This is a genomic window from Streptomyces sp. JLSY215, from assembly GCF_059682825.1.
Genome location: NZ_CM185022.1, coordinates 2,429,311 through 2,449,587, shown reverse-complemented (window position 1 = coordinate 2,449,587; position 20,277 = coordinate 2,429,311). Strand labels below are relative to the sequence as shown.

The 20,277-nt window shown below is 70.9% G+C and carries 17 protein-coding genes and 1 riboswitch; of the genes, 13 read left to right on the top strand and 4 right to left on the bottom strand.

Annotation, left to right across the window (positions count from 1 at the left end; all coding sequences use genetic code 11):
• Positions 1–4 precede the first annotated feature (4 nt).
• Entirely contained in the window at positions 5–1,294 is a 1,290-nt protein-coding gene (locus AC5677_RS10970; protein ID WP_497194833.1) for a L,D-transpeptidase, read from the top strand.
• 45 nt (positions 1,295–1,339) lie between these two features.
• On the opposite strand, the gene AC5677_RS10965 is transcribed toward AC5677_RS10970, so the two are convergent.
• Positions 1,340–1,741, bottom strand: a complete 402-nt coding sequence (locus AC5677_RS10965) for a hypothetical protein (RefSeq protein WP_497194832.1) — start codon at positions 1,739–1,741, stop codon at positions 1,340–1,342.
• 307 nt (positions 1,742–2,048) lie between these two features.
• On the opposite strand from AC5677_RS10965, the gene ctaE reads away from it, so the two are divergent.
• From ctaE to AC5677_RS10935, 6 genes are all read left to right on the top strand, one after another.
• Positions 2,049–2,669 (top strand): aa3-type cytochrome oxidase subunit III, encoded by a 621-nt coding sequence (gene ctaE / locus AC5677_RS10960; RefSeq protein ID WP_497194831.1) that lies wholly within the window; start codon positions 2,049–2,051, stop codon positions 2,667–2,669.
• 89 nt (positions 2,670–2,758) lie between these two features.
• Positions 2,759–3,568 (top strand): cytochrome bc1 complex diheme cytochrome c subunit, encoded by an 810-nt coding sequence (gene qcrC, locus AC5677_RS10955; RefSeq protein ID WP_497194830.1) that lies wholly within the window; start codon positions 2,759–2,761, stop codon positions 3,566–3,568.
• Entirely contained in the window at positions 3,565–4,626 is a 1,062-nt protein-coding gene (gene qcrA / locus AC5677_RS10950; protein WP_497194829.1) for a cytochrome bc1 complex Rieske iron-sulfur subunit, read from the top strand. The genes qcrC and qcrA overlap by 4 nt, the downstream gene beginning before the upstream one ends.
• On the top strand, positions 4,623–6,260 hold the full coding sequence (gene qcrB, locus AC5677_RS10945; protein ID WP_497194828.1) for a cytochrome bc1 complex cytochrome b subunit: 1,638 nt from the start codon (positions 4,623–4,625) through the stop codon (positions 6,258–6,260). The genes qcrA and qcrB overlap by 4 nt, the downstream gene beginning before the upstream one ends.
• A 136-nt stretch (positions 6,261–6,396) precedes the next feature.
• Complete coding sequence (gene trpD / locus AC5677_RS10940) at positions 6,397–7,461, top strand: anthranilate phosphoribosyltransferase (RefSeq protein ID WP_497194827.1); 1,065 nt, start codon at positions 6,397–6,399, stop codon at positions 7,459–7,461.
• Positions 7,462–7,552: 91 nt separating this feature from the next.
• Positions 7,553–7,670: riboswitch (SAM riboswitch) on the top strand.
• A 170-nt stretch (positions 7,671–7,840) separates the two neighbouring features.
• Positions 7,841–9,220 (top strand): aminotransferase class V-fold PLP-dependent enzyme, encoded by a 1,380-nt coding sequence (locus AC5677_RS10935; protein ID WP_497194826.1) that lies wholly within the window; start codon positions 7,841–7,843, stop codon positions 9,218–9,220.
• Positions 9,221–9,657: 437 nt separating this feature from the next.
• Here the strand turns inward: AC5677_RS10935 and AC5677_RS10930 are convergent, their stop codons facing one another.
• Entirely contained in the window at positions 9,658–9,939 is a 282-nt protein-coding gene (locus tag AC5677_RS10930) for an Lrp/AsnC family transcriptional regulator (protein WP_497194825.1), read from the bottom strand.
• Positions 9,936–10,616 (bottom strand): rhomboid family intramembrane serine protease, encoded by a 681-nt coding sequence (locus AC5677_RS10925; RefSeq protein ID WP_497196582.1) that lies wholly within the window; start codon positions 10,614–10,616, stop codon positions 9,936–9,938. The genes AC5677_RS10930 and AC5677_RS10925 overlap by 4 nt, the downstream gene beginning before the upstream one ends.
• A 309-nt stretch (positions 10,617–10,925) precedes the next feature.
• Between AC5677_RS10925 and AC5677_RS10920 the strand changes: the two genes are divergently transcribed.
• The 6 genes from AC5677_RS10920 (at position 10,926) to AC5677_RS10895 (ending at position 18,042) form a co-directional block, all read left to right on the top strand.
• The gene (locus tag AC5677_RS10920) at positions 10,926–11,165 is read left to right on the top strand and encodes a hypothetical protein (RefSeq protein ID WP_497196581.1); all 240 of its coding nucleotides are present in this window, start codon (positions 10,926–10,928) and stop codon (positions 11,163–11,165) included.
• 18 nt (positions 11,166–11,183) lie between these two features.
• A complete protein-coding gene (locus AC5677_RS10915) occupies positions 11,184–12,557 on the top strand; it encodes an NYN domain-containing protein (RefSeq protein ID WP_497194824.1) in 1,374 nt (457 codons plus the stop codon).
• A gap of 316 nt (positions 12,558–12,873) precedes the next feature.
• Entirely contained in the window at positions 12,874–13,899 is a 1,026-nt protein-coding gene (locus tag AC5677_RS10910; RefSeq protein WP_497194823.1) for a C40 family peptidase, read from the top strand.
• A 370-nt stretch (positions 13,900–14,269) separates the two neighbouring features.
• Positions 14,270–15,325, top strand: a complete 1,056-nt coding sequence (locus tag AC5677_RS10905; RefSeq protein ID WP_497194822.1) for a C40 family peptidase — start codon at positions 14,270–14,272, stop codon at positions 15,323–15,325.
• A 73-nt stretch (positions 15,326–15,398) separates the two neighbouring features.
• Entirely contained in the window at positions 15,399–16,790 is a 1,392-nt protein-coding gene (locus AC5677_RS10900) for a hypothetical protein (RefSeq protein WP_497194821.1), read from the top strand.
• A 109-nt stretch (positions 16,791–16,899) separates the two neighbouring features.
• Complete coding sequence (locus tag AC5677_RS10895; protein WP_497194820.1) at positions 16,900–18,042, top strand: glycosyltransferase family 4 protein; 1,143 nt, start codon at positions 16,900–16,902, stop codon at positions 18,040–18,042.
• A 379-nt stretch (positions 18,043–18,421) separates the two neighbouring features.
• Here the strand turns inward: AC5677_RS10895 and AC5677_RS10890 are convergent, their stop codons facing one another.
• Entirely contained in the window at positions 18,422–20,218 is a 1,797-nt protein-coding gene (locus tag AC5677_RS10890) for an AMP-dependent synthetase/ligase (protein ID WP_497194819.1), read from the bottom strand.
• Positions 20,219–20,277 lie beyond the last annotated feature (59 nt).

The following is a 20,277-nucleotide window of genomic DNA, read 5'->3' as shown; positions in this document are numbered from 1 at the left end:
GGGCATGAGCAATAGACCTCGAACCCGGACGGTGCTGCGCTGCGGCCTCCTGATAGTGCCCCTGGCGGTGAGCGCCGCTGCCTGCGGGGACTCGTCGTCACAGTCGCTCTCCGTCAAGCCCTACGACGCGGCCGACCAGATCTCGGCCAACACCCCGGACGGCAAGCAGAAAGCCGATCCCGACAAACCGCTTGAGGTCTCCGTCAAGGGAGACGCCGATGGAGCCGCGCGGATCACGGACGTGACCGCCACCGACGCCTCCGGCCGCTACATCCGCGGCGAACTGAGCGCCGACGGCAAGCGCTGGAAAACCACCGTGCCACTGGCCGCCGGCACCCGCTACACGGTCCGGGTCAGCACCGAGGACCACAAGGGCGCCCCGGGCCGCAAGACCCTCGTCGTCGACACCGTCGACAACGAAAGCGGCGACCGGCTCGGCGTCACCTTCGGCCCGGACACCGGCGAATACGGCGTCGGCCAGCCCGTCACCGCCGTACTCAGCAGGGAGATCAGCGACCCCAAGCAGCGGGCCGTCGTCGAAAGCGCGCTGAAGGTGGACTCCTCGCCGCGCGTCGAGGGCTCCTGGCACTGGGTGGACGGCAAATCCCTGCACTTCCGCCCCAGGGAGTACTGGCCCGCCCACGCGACCATCTCCGTCCACAGCAACCTGGACGGCCTCAAGATCACCCGCGGGCTCTACGGAGGCCCCGCCAAGCCTGTGAAACTCACCACGGGCGACGCCATCGAGGCCATCACCGACGCCGCGGCACACCACATGACGGTGCTGCGCAACGGTGAGGAAATCAACACCATTCCCGTCACCACCGGAAAGCCCGGCTTCTCCACCCGCAACGGCGTCAAGGTCGTCCTCGGCAAGGAGAGCTTCGTACGGATGCGCTCCTCCACCGTCGGCATCGCCGCCGGGAGTTCGGACTCCTACGACCTGCCGGTCCACTGGGCCACCCGGGTGACCCTGAGCGGCGAATATGTGCACGCCGCCCCGTGGTCCGTCGGCTCACAGGGCGCCGCCAACGTCAGCCACGGCTGCACGGGCATGTCCACCGGCAACGCCCAGTGGTTCTTCAACCATGTCCGGGTCGGCGACATCGTCGAGGTCATCAACAGCGGCGGCGACACCATGACGCCGTTCGACAACGGCTTCGGCGACTGGAACATGCCGTGGAAGGAATGGCGGGACGGCAGCGCGCTCAAGAACAAGGCCTCCAGCACCACAGGAGCGGCCGAGCGCGAGCAGGACACGTCCGCCGACGCCCGGCTGCGCCCGAAGCTCTGAAGGCCTCTCAGCAGCCGTCCAGGCCCGCTCTCCCGGGCCGCCCGCTCAGGCCTGGACGAGCAGTCGGCGGCGCAGCAGCGAGGCGAGGGAGTCCGCGAACGCCACCGGGTCGATCGGATGGGTCACGGCGGCGTCCGCGCGGCTCCAGGTCGCCAGCCAGGCATCCTGCGGGCGGCCGATGAGCAGCAGCACCGGAGGGCAGTTGAAGATCTCGTCCTTGATCTGCCGGCAGACGCCCATCCCGCCCGCGGGCGCGGTCTCGCCGTCCAGCACGCAGACGTCGATCCCGCCCCGCTCCAGGGCCTCCAGCACGGCCGGGGCGGTGGCGCACTCCAGGATCTCGACCTGCGGGGCGTCGGCGGCGGGGCGCCGGCCGGCCGCCAGCCTGACCTGCTCGCGGGTGTGGGCGTTGTCGCTGTAGACCAGCACCGTGGCAGTCGCCTGCATCGTTCCTCCACGCGTTGTAGCGGCTCAGTTAGCGGCACAGCTCGGGCGGGACCCGCCGGCTGGCGCCGGGAGGTGCCCCACCGCGGAGGCTACTCCCGCACCGGGCCCCCGAAGGAGGGTTCGTAAGGATCCAAGATCTGTCCGACGGGCCGTCAGGACCGGTCCGGGAGCGGACCCGCGCGCGCCGGGGGAGCCCGCGCTTCCCCCCTTTGGGCGACCGCCGCAGAGGTCCCCGCGAGCAGGCATTACGGCCTTGACACACCGAACGGCACCCCCCGGAGTGAGGGCGGGATAAGCGACCGACATAATGTCGGTCGTGGCGACAGCAACGACAGTAGAAACCGGGCACGCGCACCCGACGGTCAATCGGCCGAACCTCACCAGCGTCGGAACCATCATCTGGCTGAGTTCCGAGCTGATGTTCTTCGCGGCCCTCTTCGCGATGTACTTCACCCTTCGATCGGTGACCGGTTCGGAGTATTGGAAGGAATCGGCCTCCGCGCTGAATCTTCCGTTCTCCGGAACGAACACCGCGATCCTGGTGCTCAGCTCTCTGACGTGTCAGCTCGGCGTTTTCGCCGCCGAGCGCGGCGACGTCAAGAAGCTGCGGGCCTGGTTCGCGGTCACCTTCGTCATGGGTGCGATCTTTATCGGCGGTCAGGTCTTCGAGTACACCGAACTGGTCAAGCACGAGGGCCTCTCGCTCTCGTCCGGCCCGTACGGTTCGGTCTTCTACCTGACCACCGGTTTCCACGGACTGCATGTGACGGGCGGACTCATCGCCTTCCTGCTGGTCCTGGGCAGGACGTACGCGGCCAAGAGGTTCACCCACACGCAGGCCACCGCGGCCATCGTTGTGTCCTACTACTGGCACTTCGTCGATGTCGTCTGGATCGGCCTCTTCGCCACGATCTACCTGATCCGGTAACCGGTACGCATCCGGTCAAGACCGGTTACGCATTTCAGACAGACATAGCCAAAGCATCGACGCAGAAGATCCTGACACCGGGGTAATCCGTGAAAAAGCTCTCCGCACGACGGCGCCATCCACTGGCGGCGCTCGTCGTCCTACTCTTCGCGCTGGCGGTCACTGGGGGGCTGTACGCCGCGTTCGCGCCGGCGGACAAGGCTCAGGCCGATGACACCGCCCAGTCCCTTGCCATCAAGGAGGGCAAGAAGCTCTTCGCCGTGGGCTGCGCAAGCTGCCACGGCACCGGCGGTCAGGGCACCTCCGACGGCCCGAGCCTGGTCGGAGTCGGCGCCGCAGCCGTCGACTTCCAGGTCGGCACCGGCCGCATGCCCGCCCAGCAGCCCGGCGCCCAGGTGCCGCGGAAGCGGAACATCTACACCAACGCCCAGATCGACCAGCTCGCGGCCTACGTCGCGTCGCTGGGTGCCGGTCCCGCTGTGCCCGACAAGGAGCAGTACAGCCCGGACGGTGCCGACATCGGCAAGGGCGGCGAGCTGTTCCGTACGAACTGCGCGCAGTGCCACAACTTCACCGGTAAGGGCGGCGCCCTCACCAACGGCAAGTTCGCACCGACCCTCGAGGGCGTGGACCCGAAGCACATCTACGAGGCCATGGAAACCGGCCCGCAGAACATGCCCTCCTTCGGTGACGGCTCGCTGTCGAAGGAAAACAAGAAGGACATCGTCGCGTACCTCGGCGCCGTCAACGGCGATGAGTCCGAGAGCCCCGGCGGCCTGGACCTCGGCGGTCTCGGTCCGGTCAGTGAGGGTCTCTTCGGCTACATCTTCGGCCTGGGCGCGCTGGTAGCGGTCGCCATCTGGGTCGCAGCCCGGACTACGAAGGCCAAGAAGTCATGAGTGAGACTGGACGACACGAAGACGTGCCAGAAGAAAACCTTCCCGCGCGGGAGACGGCGCACGAGGGCGCGGTGACGCCGGCGGAGGATCCGTTCGCGGACCCCGGCCTGCCGGCGCACGAGCACCGCATCCAGGACATCGACGAGCGGGCAGCCCGGCGCTCCGAGCACATGGTGGCGCTGCTGTTCCTGGTGTCGATGGTGGCCACGGTCGGCTTCATCGCCTCCTACGTGGCCATCCCGATCGACAAGATCGTCTACATCTGGCCGATCGGCCACATCAGTGCCCTGAACTTCGCGCTGGGCCTCACGCTCGGCGTCGCGCTGTTCTGCATCGGCGCCGGCGCGGTCCACTGGGCCCGCACGCTGATGTCGGACGTGGAGGTCGCCGACGACCGCCACCCGATCGAGGCCACCCCCGAGGTCAAGGCCAAGGTCCTGGCGGACTTCGCGGAGGGCGCCAAGGAGTCGCAGTTCGGCCGGCGCAAGCTGATCCGCAACACGATGTTCGGCGCGCTGACCCTCGTCCCGCTCTCCGGCGTCGTCCTGCTGCGTGACCTCGGTCCGCTGCCCGGGACGAAGCTGCGCACGACGAACTGGAAGAAGGGCGTCCGCCTCGTCAACCAGTCCACCAACCTTCCGCTGCGTCCCGAGGACATCGCGGTCGGCTCCCTGACCTTCGCCAAGCCCGAGGGCCTGGAGGAGGACAGCGAGGACTTCAACGAGAAGATCGCCAAGGACGCCCTGATGCTCGTGCGGATCAAGCCGCAGGACATCAAGGACAAGCACGAACTGTCCTGGTCGCACGAGGGCATCGTCGCCTACTCGAAGATCTGCACCCACGTGGGCTGCCCGATCAGCCTGTACGAGCAGCAGACGCACCACGTGCTGTGCCCCTGCCACCAGTCGACGTTCGACCTCTCTGACGGTGGCAAGGTGATCTTCGGCCCGGCCGGACACGCCCTGCCGCAGCTGCACATCACGGAGAAGGACGGCTTCCTGGAGGCCGCGAGCGGCTTCGGTGAGCCCGTCGGCCCGAGCTTCTGGGAGCGCGGATGAGTAACGAGACAAGCGCGACCACACCGCGCCGTGGCCAGGCGCCACGGGGTGAACGGATCGCCGACTGGGCGGACGGCCGGCTGGGTATCTACAGCCTCGCCAAGTCCAACATGCGCAAGATCTTCCCGGACCACTGGTCCTTCATGCTGGGTGAGGTCGCGCTCTACAGCTTCATCATCATCATCCTGACCGGTGTCTATCTGACGCTGTTCTTCCACCCGAGCATGGCCGAGGTGACCTATCACGGTCCCTACGTGCCGATGCAGGGCATCCGGATGACCCAGGCCTTCGAGTCGACGCTGAACATCAGCTTCGACGTCCGCGGCGGCCTGCTCATCCGCCAGATCCACCACTGGGCGGCGCTGGTCTTCCTCGCCGCGATGATGGTGCACATGATGCGGGTGTTCTTCACCGGCGCCTTCCGCAAGCCGCGCGAGGTCAACTGGCTGTTCGGCTTCCTGCTGTTCGTGCTGGGCATGTTCACCGGCTTCACCGGCTACTCGCTCCCCGACGACCTGCTCTCCGGCACCGGCGTGCGGTTCATCGAGGGCGTCATCCTGGCGATCCCGCTGGTCGGCTCGTACCTGCAGATGTTCATCTTCGGCGGCGAGTTCCCCGGGCACGACATCATCGCGCGGTTCTTCACGGTGCACGTCCTGCTGCTGCCGGGCATCATGCTCGGCCTGCTGGTGGCGCACCTGATCCTGGTCTTCTACCACAAGCACACGCAGTTCCCGGGTGCCGGCAAGACCAACAACAACGTCGTCGGCATGCCGCTGCTGCCGGTCTACATGGCCAAGGCCGGAGGCTTCTTCTTCCTGGTCTTCGGTGTGATCTCGGTGATCGCAGCGATCGCCAGCATCAACCCCGTCTGGGCCATAGGGCCGTACCGGCCGGACCAGGTCTCCACTGGTGCGCAGCCGGACTGGTACATGGGCTTCGCCGAGGGTCTGGTCCGTGTCATGCCGGGCTGGGAGTGGAACTTCTGGGGCCACACCGTCAACTTCGGTGTGCTGATCCCGATCGTGATCTTCCCGCTGGTCCTGGTCGCCATCGCGGTCTACCCGTTCGTCGAGTCCTGGGTCCGCGGCGACAAGCGCGAGCACCACATCCTGGACCGCCCGCGCAACGTGCCCACCCGCACCGGCTTCGGTGTGGCCTGGCTCGTCGCGTACTTCGTGATGCTCATCGGTGGCGGCAACGACCTGTGGGCGACGCACTTCCACCTGTCGCTCAACTCGCTCACCTGGTTCGTCCGGATCGGCTTCTTCGTCCTTCCGGTGCTGGCCTTCATCGCCACCAAGCGGATCTGCCTGGGTCTGCAGCGGCGCGACAAGGACAAGGTGCTGCACGGCCGCGAGTCGGGCATCATCAAGCGCCTGCCGCACGGTGAGTTCATCGAGGTCCACGAGCCGCTCGGCCAGGAGCAGCTGCACGTGCTCACCCAGCACGAGCAGCCCGAGCCGCTGGAGCTGGGCCCGGAGGTCGACGAGAACGGCGTCCGCCGCAAGATCTCCCGGTCGCAGAAGCTGCGTGCCAAGCTCTCCAAGACCTACTACGGCGAGGACAACGTCATCCCCAAGCCGACGGTCGAGGAGTACAAGGAGATCACCAGCGGCCACGGCCACCACTGATCACCACGGCGCCGTGAGGCGCACGCAGCAACGCCACCCAGAGGGCCCCGTCCGAGCATCGGACGGGGCCCTCCGGCGTGTCCCAGGGGTCGATAGGGTGAGGTCACAGGCAGTAGACAGACCAGGAGTGTGGACCATGAACGTTGTGACCCCGGTTGGCGGCGACAGCGTGGCGGCCCACACCTGGCCGGGCATCCTCAACGCCCTGCTGGACGGCCGCGACCTCGCCGCCGACGACACCGCCTGGGTGATGGACAAGATCATGCGGGGCGAGGCCAGCGACGCCCAGATCGCCGGGTTCGCGGTGGCGCTGCGGGCCAAGGGCGAAACCGTCGCCGAGATCTCCGGGCTCGTACGCACCATGTACGCGCACGCCCGGCTGATCGAGGTGCCCGGCCCCAGCGTGGACATCGTCGGCACCGGCGGCGACGGCGCCAAGACCGTCAACATCTCCACGATGTCCTCGATCGTGGTGGCCGGCACCGGCGCCAAGGTCGTCAAGCACGGCAGCCGCGCGGCCTCCTCGGCCAGCGGCGCCTCCGACGTCCTGGAGAAGCTCGGCGTCAATCTGGACCTCACCCCCAAGCGGGTCGCCGAGGTCGCCGAGGAAGCGGGCATCACCTTCTGCTTCGCGGTGAAGTTCCACCCCTCGCTGCGCCATGTCGCCAACGCCCGGGGCCAGCTCGGCATCCGTACGACCTTCAACGTGCTGGGCCCGCTGACCAACCCCGCCAAGGTCCGCGCCCAGGCGACCGGCGTCGCGGACGCCCGGATGGCGCCGATCCTGGCCGGGGTGCTCGCCGAGCGCGGCTCGTCGGCCCTGGTGTTCCGCGGCGACGACGGCCTGGACGAGCTGACCACCACCGCCACCTCCCGGGTGTGGGTCGTCCGGGACGGCGCGGTGCACGAGGAGCCCTTCGACCCCCGGGACGTCGGCATCGACCTCGTCCCGGTCGAGGCGCTGCGCGGCGCGGACGCCTCGTACAACGCCGATGTGGCCCGCCGGCTGCTCGACGGCGAGCGGGGCCCGGTGCGCGATGCGGTGCTGCTGAACGCCGCCGCGGCGCTGGTGGCCCTGGAGCCGTCCGAGGCGCCGCTGGCGGAGCGGATCCGGGCCGGGATCGCCAAGGCCGCCGAGGCCATCGACTCGGGCGAGGCCAAGCGGGTGCTGGAGCGCTGGGTGGCGGCCAGCAACAGATGAGCGCCCGGTGACCCTGGGTGTGACGCAAGGCCCTGTCCGTTATCCGGACCGGGCCTTGCGCCATTCCGTGCCTGTGGCATCATTCTCGGCAGGTCACGAGTGACAGCGACACAGGCCCCGGCCCGCTGTCCGGCAACCCTCCGTCCGTGGCGGGGTGCCCCGGGTGATGACCAGGCCGCAGGCAGCGAGGTCTGCGGCAAGCGCGGATCCCTCGCCAGGGATCCTGGTCCTCGAGGGAGCCCCTTCCGTGATGAAGCGAATGCGATAGGGCCGTCGGCCCCTTTCCCGCACCCCTTTTCCTTTTCCACCGCGGCGCCGTTCCGCGCGCTGTGACGCGCCCGCCCGCGGTGAATTCGCTTACCTCTTACGGGAGTTCGCCATGTCTGTTTCCGCCGTTGCCGCCGACCGTTCCGTTTGTGCCCCACTGCCGGTTCTGGGCCGGGATGTCACCGTGCCGCTCGTGACCGGCGGCGAGGTCGACTACGCCGCACTGGACTACGCCGCCAGCGCCCCGGCCCTGCAGCGGGTCTGGGACGACGTGGCCGCCTACGCCCCGTACTACGGCAGCGTGCACCGCGGCGCCGGATACCTCTCGCAGCTGTCCACCGACCTCTTCGAGAACAGCCGCCGGACCATCTCCGACTTCCTCGGCTGCCGCGCCGACGACCAGGTGGTCTTCACCCGCTCCACCACCGACTCGCTCAACCTCCTCGCGGCCGCGCTCCCGCAGAACACCCGGGTGTTCGTCTTCGAGACCGAGCACCACGCCTCGCTGCTGCCCTGGGAGCAGCGCGCGGACACCCCCGTGACGTACCTGAACGCGCCGCGTACGCCGCGGGAGGCGGTGGACACCCTGGAGAAGGCGCTGGCCGAGCGCAAGCCTCACCGCTCCGCGCTGGTGTGCGTCACCGGCGCCTCGAACGTGACCGGTGAGCTCTGGCCGGTGCGGGAGCTGGCGGCCGCCGCGCACGCCCACGGCGCCCGGATCGTCCTCGACGCCGCGCAGCTGGCCCCGCACCACCCCGTCGACATCGCCGAGCTGGACGTCGACTGGGTCGCCTTCTCCGGGCACAAGCTGTACGCGCCGTTCGGCGCCGGCGTGCTGGCCGGCCGCGCGGACTGGCTGCAGGACGCGGACCCGTACCTGGCGGGCGGCGGCGCCAGCCGCAAGGTCTCGCGGCGTACGGACGGCGGGGTGGACGTCGAATGGCACACCACCGCCGCCCGGCACGAGGCCGGCTCGCCGAACGTCATCGGCGCCTACTCCATCGCCTCCGCCTGCCAGGCACTGACCGAGGCCGGTTTCGACGCCCTGGTCGCCCGCGAGCAGGCGCTGGTCGCCCGCGTCCGGGCGGGCCTGGCCGAGGTCCCCGAGGTCAAGGTCCTCTCCCTCTTCGGCGACGACGCCCCGCGCGTGGGCGTCATCTCCTTCGTCGTCGAGGGCTGGAACAGCTCGCACTTCGCGGCCGCCCTGTCGGCGGAGTACGGCATCGGGGTCCGTGACGGCCTGTTCTGCGCCCACCCCCTCGTCCGCACCCTGCTGGGCAGCGACCCGCAGGACCCGGGCGAGTGCGGCGCCCCCGAGGCGGCCCCCGGCGAGCGCTCCCTGAACGCCATCCGCGTGAGCTTCGGCGCAGGCACCCCCGACGAGCACATCGACCGCTTCGTCCACGCGGTCAAGGAACTGGTGGCAGACGGCGCGCGGTGGAACTACCACACGGAGGACGGCCGTTGCGTGCCCGCGCGGAGCGCGGGGTAGTTCCCCACGTTGTCGTCTGCGGCCCCTCCGCTGCGCTTTGCCTGGGCCGTACGTTGTCGGCTTTCCCGCCGTGGGGGTGTGTCGCCGTTGCGCCTGCGCGGCGGGCGTGGGTTTGTCGGGTGCGGTGCCACCCCTCCGGACTTCGTCCTGCGGGGTGGCCCCTCCCGTGGGTGGGTGGGAGAGGCCGGTGGGGGCGGACGTCTCATGTCGGGTGCCGATGGTCGTGTCCACCAGGCACACCTGACCACTGACGCACGCCCCCACTGTCCTTCTCCCTACCCCCAACGGGGAGGGGGCGGGCCGCAGGACGGAGTCCGGAGGCCCGGTCCCGCAGCCGAACAGCCCCGCGCAAGCGGCACCAGCCCGCCGCAGGCGCAACGGCGACAAACCCCCACGGCGGGCAAGCCGAAAACGTGGGGCGCAGGCCAAGCGCAGCGCTACGCGTCGAGGCCGATCGAGAACGCGGCCTCGAGGTCATGCTGCGAGTACGTCCGGAACGCGATGTGCGTCTCGGTGGAGGCGACGCCCGGTACCTTGCTGATCCGGCCGGGGATGACATCGGCGAGGTCGTCGTGGGCGGCGACGCGGACCATCGCGATCAGGTCGTGGGCGCCGGTGACGGAGTAGACCTCGCTGACACCCTCCAGGGCGGCGATCTTCTCGGCGATCTCCGGGATCCGGTCCACGCTGGTCTTGATGAGCACGATCGACGTGATCACGGCTGGCTCTCTCCCTCGGTCGCCGGTTCGTTCCCCCTGGTGGACCCCACACTATCCCCCCTGTAGCGGGCCCATGCGTACAGGAAACCCAGCGCGAAGCCGACGACATGGGCGAGGTAGGCGACGCCGGGGCCGTTGGGGTCCTGCTGCGCGGCGTGCCACTGGAGTGCGAACCAGAAGAGCAGCACGATCCAGGCGGGGAAGCGCAGCGGGAGGAAGAAGAGGAAGGGGAAGACGCTGGTGACCCGGGCCTTGGGGAAAAGGTAGAGGAAGGCGCCCAGGACGCCGGAGATCGAGCCGGAGGCGCCCACCAGGGGCTGCGCGGAGGCGGCGTGCGCGGCGGCGTAGCCGAGCAGGGCCAGATAGCCGGTGACGAGGTAGAAGACGGTGAACGGCAGCCGCCCCATGCGGGTCTCGGTCATGCCGCCGAAGACGTACAGGAACAGCATGTTGCCGAGCAGATGAAGCCAGCCGCCGTGCACGAACAGCGCGGTCAGCGGGGTGATCAGCGCGCGGGGTGAGCCGCTCCACAGGTCGAGCGGAACCACTCCCCAGCGTTCGAAGTAGGCGGTCTGGGCCTGGAGCAGGGCGTCGCCTTCGCCGTACACGTGGTTCAGGCCCGAGCCGGGGCCGATCACGAAGATCACGCAGCACAGCCCGATCAGCACATTCGTCATCCGGGAGAAGACCGCTGTCAGGGAGCGCGCGGGGTGCGGTGGCCGGGGGAACCACGAGGGACGCGAGAAGGGGGACGGCGCCGTCATGAAGTGATCATGGCGCAATGCGGGCATTCAGGGCAGAGCGCCTCGCCGCGTCCCGCCTCCTGGGCACGGCCCGCGCCCGTCCCCTCTCAGGCCGTAGGGTTGCAGTCAGTACCTTGCGTATTTTCCGCAGTCCGACGGCGCACCGCGTGCACCTGTTGCATCAGGACGGGCGCACATCAGCACAGACCGACGAGCATGACGAGTACGAAAGAGGACAACACGATGGGTGTTCCCCTGCCGACGGCCGAAACCCGGTGGCGCTGCACGCTCTGCGGCAACCTCACCCGTTTCGATGTGACCCGCCGGTCCAAGGTTGTGGAGTACGTCCACCTGGACCTTGCCGGGGAGCCCAAGGTGGAGGAGCGCGACGTGCTCAGTGAGAGCATCGAGTCCGTGCGCTGCCGCTGGTGCAACGCGGTCGACCAGATCGAGCTGGTGGACCGGCCGGGCGCGAGCGCCTGAGATCGGAGCGAGCAAGCCGTGGTGGAGCGTCCAGAAAGGGAGCCGGGGGCGGCGCGTGCCGACGCATCCGAGGACGGCGTCGACGAAGTGCTCGACCGCCCGCTGCCCGAGGGCGTACGGCGCCGTGTCGTGGCGCTCACCGCGGAGTCGTTCGGTGCGCTGACGGTCTCCGAACTCCCGCCCCCCTTGCGGCAGTACGCCCGTTTCACCCCGACCCGCCGGGCCAAGTTCGCCGGGAACGCCATGGCCGCGGCGCTGGAGAGCGACGCGGTCTTCCGGCAGCGGATCGCGGGCAAGCTGCGCGAGGCCCAGCCGGAGCTGGCCGCGGCGTTGGAGGACGGCACCCCGCCCGCGGCCGCCGATCCGCTGGATGTCGCGGCCGCGGCGTATGTGCTGCGCCCCGAGGGCTGGGTCAAGCTGGTCGCGGCGGCCGGCGAGGAGGCGCAGCGGGTGCGCGCCGAACGGGCCGGCGAGGAGACCGAACGGGAGCTGGCCCGGCTGCGCGAGGAGCTGGCGCAGGCGCGCGGCGAGGCCCGCGGCGACGTCGACCGGGCGCGGGCCGACCTGGAGGCGGCCCGTAAGGAGAACGAGTCGCTGCACCGCAAGCTGCGCAGCGCGCTCAGCGACGTCAAGCGCCGCGAGGCGGCGGTGCGCAAGGCCGAGGCCGCGCTGGAGGCCGCGCGGTCCCAGGCCGCGACCGACAAGACCCTGGCGGACAGCGAGCTGCGCCGGCTCAAGGCCCGGGTCGCCGAGGTCGAGACGGCGCTGGAGGCCAGCCGGCGGGCCGCCCGCGAGGGCCGCAGCGTCGAGGACATGCGGCTGCGGCTGCTGCTGGACACGGTGCTGGACGCCGCCCAGGGGCTGCGCCGCGAACTGGCCCTGCCGCCCGCCAGCGTCCACCCCGCGGACACCGTCGAGGCGGTCGCCCCGGGCAAGATGACGCCCAGGGACATCGCGACCCGGGCCTTGTCGGAGATGGATCCGGCGCTGCTCGACCAGCTACTGGCGCTGCCGCAGGCGCATTTGGTGGTGGACGGCTACAACGTCACCAAAACCGGCTATCCCACCATGCCTCTGGACAAACAGCGGCTGCGGCTGCTGGGCGGCCTGGCGGTGCTGGCCGCGCAGACCGGCGCGGAGATGACCTGTGTCTTCGACGGCGCGGAGCTGGCGGCGCCGGTGCTGCTCGCGCCGCCGCGCGGGGTGCGGGTCCTGTTCAGCAAACCGGGCGTAACGGCCGATGAGTTGATTCGTCAGCTGGTACGGGCCGAACCCCCCGGCCGCCCGGTCGTCGTGGTCTCCACGGACCGGGAAGTGGCCGACGGCGTCGCCAAGGCGGGCGCCCGGCCGGTCGCATCGGCCCTGCTGCTGAAGCGACTTGCCCGGACCTGACGGTTTTGCGGCACCGGCGCCGTCCCGTCGGGAAAATCGCTTGCGTTCCCCTCCATTCCGTATCGCAGCGTCAGATGACGCTCACTGCCTGTGTGATGTTGGTAAAGGATGGGGCTGGTGAAGCAGTTTTTTCCCGGGGGGATTTGAAGGGATCACAGCTCGGTTACTAAGGTCGGGCCTCGAACCTTCATACAGGTGATTATCCAACCGGGATGGTCAGTGAAGGTACCGCCGAGTCCGCGGCGTTCGCGCGGAGCCGGGGCTTCACCCCCCCCACTTCCCGGTAGGCGGCTGGAGGAAGAAGGAGCTCGCCCCCGTGGCGTCCCACCGTCGACCCAAGCAGCCGAGCCGTACTCGCGTGACCGTGCTCACCGCGACCGCCGCCGCGGCCGTCGCCCTCTCGTCCCAGGCCGCCCAGGCCGCCCCGAACCCGTCCAAGAAGGACGTCAAGGCTCAGGTCGACAAGCTCTACGAGCAGGCGGAGCAGGCCACCGAGAAGTACAACGGTGCCAAGGAAGACCAGCAGAAGCTCCAGAAGGAGGTGGACCGCCTCCAGGACAAGGTCGCCCGCGGCCAGGAGGAGCTGAACCAGCTCCGCAAGGGCCTCGGCGCCGTCGCCTCCGGTCAGTACCGCAGCGGCAGCATCGACCCCTCCGTCCAGCTCTTCCTCTCCGGCGACCCGGACAGCTACCTGGACAAGGCCTCCACCCTCGACCAGCTCAGCGGCCACCAGGCCGAGCAGCTGAAGACCATCGCGGACAAGCAGCGCCTGCTCGCCCAGGAGCGCGCCGAGGCCGCGGGCAAGATCAAGGACCTCAGCGAGACGCGTAAGGCGCTCGGTGAGAAGAAGGACGAGATCAAGGGCAAGCTCGCCAAGGCGCAGGAACTCCTGAACACCATGACCGCCAAGGAGAAGGCGGCCATGCAGGCCAAGGAGGAGCGCGCCAACCGCGACAACAGCCGGGTCAACCTCGGCGACGACGTGCCCGCCTCGCAGCGCGGTGCCGCCGCCCTGGCCGCCGCCCAGTCCAAGATCGGCTCGCCCTACGTCTGGGGCGCCACCGGCCCGTCCTCCTTCGACTGCTCGGGCCTGACCTCCTGGGCGTACCAGCAGGCCGGACAGTCGCTGCCGCGCACCTCCCAGGAGCAGGCCAACGCCGGCACCCGGATCGGCTCGGAGAGCGCCCTCAAGCCCGGCGACCTGGTGCTCTTCTACAGCGACCTGCACCACATCGGTCTCTACGCGGGCAACGGCACCGTGCTGCACGCCCCGAAGCCGGGCGCCGCGGTGCGCTACGAGTCGATCAACAACATGCCGTTCGCGTTCGGCGTGCGGGTCTGACCGTCCCCGCCCCGGCTCCGAACGCCCCGGCGCACGGGTCGGAAAAACCTCACAACAGTCTCGACCTGCCGCCCGAACGGGCGAATTGCGGCCCCCGCCGCTGACCTGCCGCCCCGCCGGTGACCTGCACAGTCACCGGCGGGGCGGCCTTTTGCGTACGGAAATCCACCGCGCGCAGTCTTTGGCCGCCACCGACCGTCGCGGCTACTGTCCTGGCTCGCGGCCGCCGGTCACCGTCCGCCCTCCCGGGCGACAGCGGCTTCCCCCGGGCTCCCGGTGCCTCCCCGAACTCTCGGCTCCTTCCCCAAGCGCTCGAGCAGGGGGGACCGCCATGAGCGTGGGGACCCCTCTACGGAAGGAAGCGGCAGACGTGGTCTCCCATCGCCGTACCTCACAGCCAGGTCCCGTCACCCGCACCGGTGTCACCGTCGTCTCGGCGGCCCTGGCAACCGCCGCCGCCGCGCTGTCCGGCCCGCCGGCCGCGGCCGACCCCACGGAAGGCCCCCTGACGAGCCGGGAAGCGGTCGGCGCACGGGTCGACAAGCTCTACGAGGCGGCCGAGCGGGCCACCGAGAAGTTCAACGGCGCCAACGAGCGGACCCGGCAACTGCGGGACGAGGTCGCGGCCCTCCAGGACCGCACCGCCCGCGCCCAGGAGCGGGTCAACCGGATGTGCAACCGGCTGGGCGCGCTGGCCGCCGCCCAGTACCGCGCCGGCGGCATCGACCCCACCCTCCGGCTGCTGCTCTCCGAACGCCCCGACAGCTACCTGGAGAAGGCCGCCGCGCTCGACCGGATCGACCGCAGCCAGGCCGGCGAGCTGCGGGTGCTGCAGAGCGCGCGACGGGCCCTGGAGCAGCAGCGCCGGGCGACCGCCGCCAAGCTGGCGGACCTCGAGGCCGGACGCCGGGACGTCGCCCTCCGCAAGAAGGACGTCCAGCGCAAGCTGGCCGCCGCCCGGCATCTGCTGAACACGCTCCCGAAGGCGGCCAGGGCGGCCTACGACCGGGCCTCGCGCGGCGACGGGCGCGAGGGGATGCTCGCGGGCCTCCCCGACCTCTCCGGCGCCGCGGCGGTCTCCGGCCGGGCCGCCGCGGCGGTCGCCGCCGCCCGCGCGGCCGTCGGCTCTCCGTACGCCTGGGGAAGCACCGGCCCCTCGGCCTTCGACTGCTCCGGACTCACCCAATGGGCCTATGCCCAGGCCGGCGTCTTCATCCCGCGCACGTCCCAGGCCCAGAGCGGCGCCGGCCACCAGGTGCCGCTCGCCCAGGCACAACCCGGCGACCTGGTCATCTACCGCTCGGACGCCAGCCACGTCGGGATGTACGTCGGCAACGGCCAGGTCGTCCATGCGCCCTATCCCGGCGCACGGGTCCGCTACGACCCGGTCGGCGTGCTGCCCGTTTCCTCCGTCACCAGGCCCTGAGACGGGCCGCGGACCTCCCCTCACGCCCGCCCAGCGTTTTTGCCCCGCCCCCGTCGCACATACGATCAGCGGCATGTCACGTCAGCGGGCGGGGCGGCGGTGGCCGTCGCGAGCCGGGGCGGCGGCCGGTGCCGTCCCGCTCCTCGCGCTGCTCGTCCCGGTCACCGGCTGCGCGCCCCAGGCCCCGCCGCGGGACCGCTACCCGGACGTCCAGCGGATGCTCGACACCCGCTCGCGGGCCGTCCGCGACGGCGACACCACAGCCTTCCTGTCCACCGTCGACCCGCACGCCGGCGGCTACCGCGCCCGCCAGCGCCGCATGATCGCCAACCTCGCGGCGGTACCGCTCACCGACTGGCACTACGACCTCGTCGCCACCGACGCCTTCCCGCTCCCGATGGGCGGCCCCCGCGGCCGGATGGCGGCCAAGGTACGGCTCAGCTACCGCCTCAAGGGCTACGACACCGCGCCCGTCACGTCCCTCCAGTACCTCACGCTGACCCGGCACGCCGGCCGCTGGCGGATCTCCTCGGACTCCGACGGCGCCTCCTCCGGAAAGCCCGGCACCCGCCAGCTGTGGGACCAGGGCCCGGTACGGCTGGTCCGCGGCCGGCACAGCCTGGTGCTCGGCGGCGCCGGGACCCCGGAGCGGCTGCGCGATCTGGCGCACCGGGTCGACGAGGCGGTGCCCGCCGTCTCCGACGCCTGGAAGGGCGGCTGGTCGGGCACGGTGGTGGTGGAGGCCCCGGACACCGTCGACCAGATGGCGCAGCTGCTGGGCGACGGCGACTCCGCCGGGTACGCCGGGATCGCCGCCGTCACCACCGGCGAGGCGGGCGCCTCGGCCACCGCCCCCGCGGACCGGGTGATCGTCAACCCGGAGGCGTACGAGGAACTCAACGACCTCGGCCGCGCGGTCGTGCTCACCCACGAAACCACCCATGTGGCCACCCGCACGGTCACCACCGCGGCCACCCCGCTGTGGCTCTCCGAGGGCTTCGCCGACTGGGTCGCCTACCGCCGGATACGCCGCGAGGCGGCCAGCACCGCCCCCGAACTCTCCCGCGCGGTGGCCCAGGGCACGGCTCCCGACCGCCTCCCCACCGACGAGGACTTCGGCTTCCAGGCCGGTGCGGACCGCCTGGCGAAGGCGTACGAGGGCGGCTGGCTGGCCTGCCGGATGATCGCCGACAAGTGGGGCGAGGCCAAGCTCATCGCCTTCTACCGGGCGGCGGGCCGCAGCGGCACGGAGAACACCGCCGGCCGCGTGCGCGGCCCGATGGAGGCCGTACAAGCAACCCACCGCCCCCGGCCGCACCGCACACCCGGCTCCGCCCCCGCCCGCACCCGGCGCCCGCCCGACCGCGCCGAGCGGCTGGACCGGGCGATGCGCGCCCAACTGGGCGTAGGGCTCGCGGAGTTCACCCGGGAATGGCGGGAGTACGTGGCGGGCGAGCTGCAGTGAGGGAAGCGGGCCCGGCCGCCCCCGGGAAGCCGGGCCGCCCCCCGCCGGCCGGCGACCCGGTACTGTCGGCCGGGACCGGCCCCCTCACAGCCCCTGTCGAAAGACCACCGTGCACAAGACCTTGATCGTCACCAACGACTTCCCGCCCCGGCCCGGCGGCATCCAGGCCTTCCTGCACAGCATGGCGCTGCGCCTGGACCCCTCGCAGGTCGTGGTCTACGCCTCGACGTGGAAGCGCACCGAGGAAGGTCTCGCGGCCACCGCCGCCTTCGACGCCGAGCAGCCGTTCACGGTGGTCCGCGACCGTACGACGATGCTGCTGCCCACGCCCCGGGTGACCCGCCGCGCCACCGCCCTGCTGCGCGAACACGGCTGCTCCTCCGTCTGGTTCGGCGCGGCCGCGCCCCTCGGCCTGATGGCCCCCGCGCTCCGCGCCGCCGGCGCCCGCCGCATCGTGGCGACCACCCACGGCCACGAGGCCGGCTGGGCCCAGCTCCCCGCCGCCCGGCAGCTGCTGCGCCGCATCGGCGAGGGCACCGACACCCTCACCTACCTCGGCGAATACACCCGCTCCCGGATCGCCGCCGCCCTGACCCCGGCCGCCGCCTCGCGGATGGTCCAACTCCCGCCCGGCGTCGATGAGAAGACCTTCCACCCCGCCTCGGGCGGCGACGCCGTACGCGCCCGCCTGGGCCTCACCGACCGCCCGGTCGTCGTCTGCGTCTCCCGCCTCGTCCCCCGCAAGGGCCAGGACACCCTCATCGAAGCCATGCCCGCCGTCCTGGCCGCGGTCCCGGACGCGGTCCTGCTGGTCGTCGGCGGCGGCCCCTACGAGCGGGAACTGCACGCCCTCGCCCTGCGCAAGGGGGTGGCCGACTCCGTACGCTTCACCGGCGCCGTCCCCTGGGAGGAACTCCCCGCCCACTTCGGCGCCGGCGACGTCTTCGCCATGCCCTGCCGCACCCGCCGCGGCGGCCTGGACGTCGAAGGCCTCGGCATCGTCTACCTGGAGGCCTCCGCCACGGGTCTCCCCGTGGTCGCGGGCGACTCCGGCGGCGCGCCCGACGCCGTCCTCGACGGCGAGACCGGCTGGGTGGTCCCCGGCGGCTCCCCCACCCCCACGGCCGAGCGCCTCATCACCCTCCTCAAGGACCCGGACCTGCGCCGCACGATGGGCGCCCGCGGCCGCGCATGGGTGGAGGAGAAGTGGCGCTGGGACCTTCTTGCGGGGCGCCTGGAGGCGCTGCTTTAGCCCCACGTTGTCGGCTTTCCCGCCGTGGGGGTTGTTGTGCGTTGCGCCTGCGGCGGGCGTGGTTTGTCAGGTGCGGTGACGGCCCTACACGGCTTCGCCGCTACGGTCCGTCCCCTCCCGTGGGTGGGTGGGAGAGGCCGGTGGGGGCGGACGTTTCGTGTTCAGGTGCAGGTGGTTGTGTCCACAGGGTGCACCTGACCACCGACGCACGCCCCCACCGGTTTTCTTCCCACCCCTCACGGGGAGGGGCCGGGCCGCAGGACGGAGTCCGGAGGCCCGGTCCCGCAGCCGAACAGCCCCGCGCAAGCGGCACCAGCCCGCCGCAGGCGCAACGGTGAGAAACCCCCACGGCGGGACGGCCGACAACGTGGGACGCCGACTACCCCCGGTAAATCGCCTCGATCTCCTCCGCGAAGTCCTTCGCCACCACATTCCGCTTCAGCTTCAGCGAGGGCGTCACATGACCCGACTCCTCCGTGAACTGCGTCGGAAGGATGCGGAACTTGCGCACGGACTCGGCCTTCGACACGGCCGCATTGCCGTCGTCGACCGCGCGCTGCACGGCGGCCAGCAGCTCCGGGTCCTGGGCGATGTCGGCCGGGGCGACATCGGCGGGGTGGCCGTGTTCCTCGGCCCAGCGGGGGAGGAATTCCTCGTCGAGGGTGACGAGGGCGCCGATGAAGGGGCGGCCGTCGCCGACGACCATGCATTCGGCGATCAGCGCATGGGCGCGGATACGGTCCTCGATGACCGCCGGGGCGACGTTCTTGCCGCCCGCGGTGACCAGGATTTCCTTCTTGCGGCCGGTGATGGCGAGGTAGCCGTCCTCGTCGAGGGTGCCGATGTCGCCGGTGTGGAACCAGCCGTCGGAGAGGGCCTCTTCGGTGGCCGAGGGGTTGTTCCAGTACTCGGTGAAGAGGTGCTCGCCGTGCAGCAGGACCTCGCCGTCGTCGGCGATACGGACCACGGAGCCGGGCAGCGGCTGGCCGACCGTGCCGATCTTCTGGCGGTCCCACGGGTTGAAGGCGGTGGCCGCGCAGGACTCCGTCAGGCCGTAGCCCTCCAGGGCCGTGAAGCCGATACCGCGGTAGAAGTGGCCGAGGCGCTCGCCCAGGGGGGCGCCGCCGGAGATGGCGTGGGTGGCGCGGCCGCCGAGGACGCCGCGCAGCTTGCCGTAGACGACGCGGTCGAAGACCTTGTACTTGAGCTTGAGGCCGAAGGAGGGGCCGTCGGCGCTGTCCAGGGCGCGGCTGTACTCGATGGCGGTGTCGGCCGCCTTGTCGAAGATCTTGCCCTTGCCGTCGGCCTGGGCCTTGGCGCGCGCCGAGTTGTAGACCTTCTCGAAGACGCGGGGGACGCCCAGGATCATGGTCGGCCTGAAGGACGCCAGATCGTCGGTGAGGTTCTTGATGTCGGGGGCGTGGCCCAGCCGGATGGGCGCCATCAGCGCCGCCACCTGCACCATGCGGCCGAAGACATGCGCGATCGGCAGGAAGAGGAGGACGGAGGCCTCGCCCGTACGGAAGAGGGGGCGCAGGCGCTCCACGATGTTGCCGCACTCGGCGAAGAAGCTGCGGTGGCTGAGCACACAGCCCTTGGGCCGGCCGGTGGTGCCGGAGGTGTAGACGATGGTGGCGGGCGAGTCCGCGTCGGCGACCGCGCTGCGCTCGTCGACTTCCTCGTCCGTGATGCTGTCGCCCGCGGCCCGCAGCCGGGCCACCGCGTCCCGTTCGATCTGCCAGATGTTCGCCAGGTCCGGGAGCCGGTCGCGGACGGATTCCACGGTGGCCTCGTGCGCCGGGCTCTCCACCAGGCAGGCCACCGCGCCCGAGTCGCCCAGGATCCACTGGATCTGCTCGGCGGAGGACGTCTCGTACACCGGGACGGTGATACCGCCGGCGCACCAGATCGCGAAGTCCAGCAGCGTCCACTCGTAGCGTGTGCGCGACATCAGGCCGACCCGGTCACCGGGCCGGACGCCGGAGGCCATCAGGCCCTTGGCGACGGCGCGGACCTCGGCCAGGAAGGTGGTGGCGGTGACGTCCTGCCACTGCCCGTTCACCTTGCGTCCGATGACCGCAACATCCGGGTGCTGCGCGGCATTTCGGCGGATGAGATCCGTCAGATTGCCGTCTGCGGGGACCTCGTACAGGGCCGGAAGGCTGAACTCGCGCAAGACTGCTGCTCCTCATTGGCGCCGGCGCCACGACGCTGTGTGAACACCGGTTGCGGTCC

What these genes read in the sequence shown, in the direction of transcription:
- AC5677_RS10970 (WP_497194833.1), top strand. Translation starts at nt 5, where the DNA reads ATGAGCAATAGACCTCGAACCCGGACGGTGCTGCGCTGCGGCCTCCTG.
- AC5677_RS10965 (WP_497194832.1), bottom strand. Translation starts at nt 1,741, where the DNA reads ATGCAGGCGACTGCCACGGTGCTGGTCTACAGCGACAACGCCCACACC.
- ctaE (WP_497194831.1), top strand. Translation starts at nt 2,049, where the DNA reads ATGTCGGTCGTGGCGACAGCAACGACAGTAGAAACCGGGCACGCGCAC.
- qcrA (WP_497194829.1), top strand. Translation starts at nt 3,565, where the DNA reads ATGAGTGAGACTGGACGACACGAAGACGTGCCAGAAGAAAACCTTCCC.
- qcrB (WP_497194828.1), top strand. Translation starts at nt 4,623, where the DNA reads ATGAGTAACGAGACAAGCGCGACCACACCGCGCCGTGGCCAGGCGCCA.
- trpD (WP_497194827.1), top strand. Translation starts at nt 6,397, where the DNA reads ATGAACGTTGTGACCCCGGTTGGCGGCGACAGCGTGGCGGCCCACACC.
- AC5677_RS10935 (WP_497194826.1), top strand. Translation starts at nt 7,841, where the DNA reads ATGTCTGTTTCCGCCGTTGCCGCCGACCGTTCCGTTTGTGCCCCACTG.
- AC5677_RS10925 (WP_497196582.1), bottom strand. Translation starts at nt 10,616, where the DNA reads ATGACGAATGTGCTGATCGGGCTGTGCTGCGTGATCTTCGTGATCGGC.
- AC5677_RS10920 (WP_497196581.1), top strand. Translation starts at nt 10,926, where the DNA reads ATGGGTGTTCCCCTGCCGACGGCCGAAACCCGGTGGCGCTGCACGCTC.
- AC5677_RS10900 (WP_497194821.1), top strand. Translation starts at nt 15,399, where the DNA reads ATGTCACGTCAGCGGGCGGGGCGGCGGTGGCCGTCGCGAGCCGGGGCG.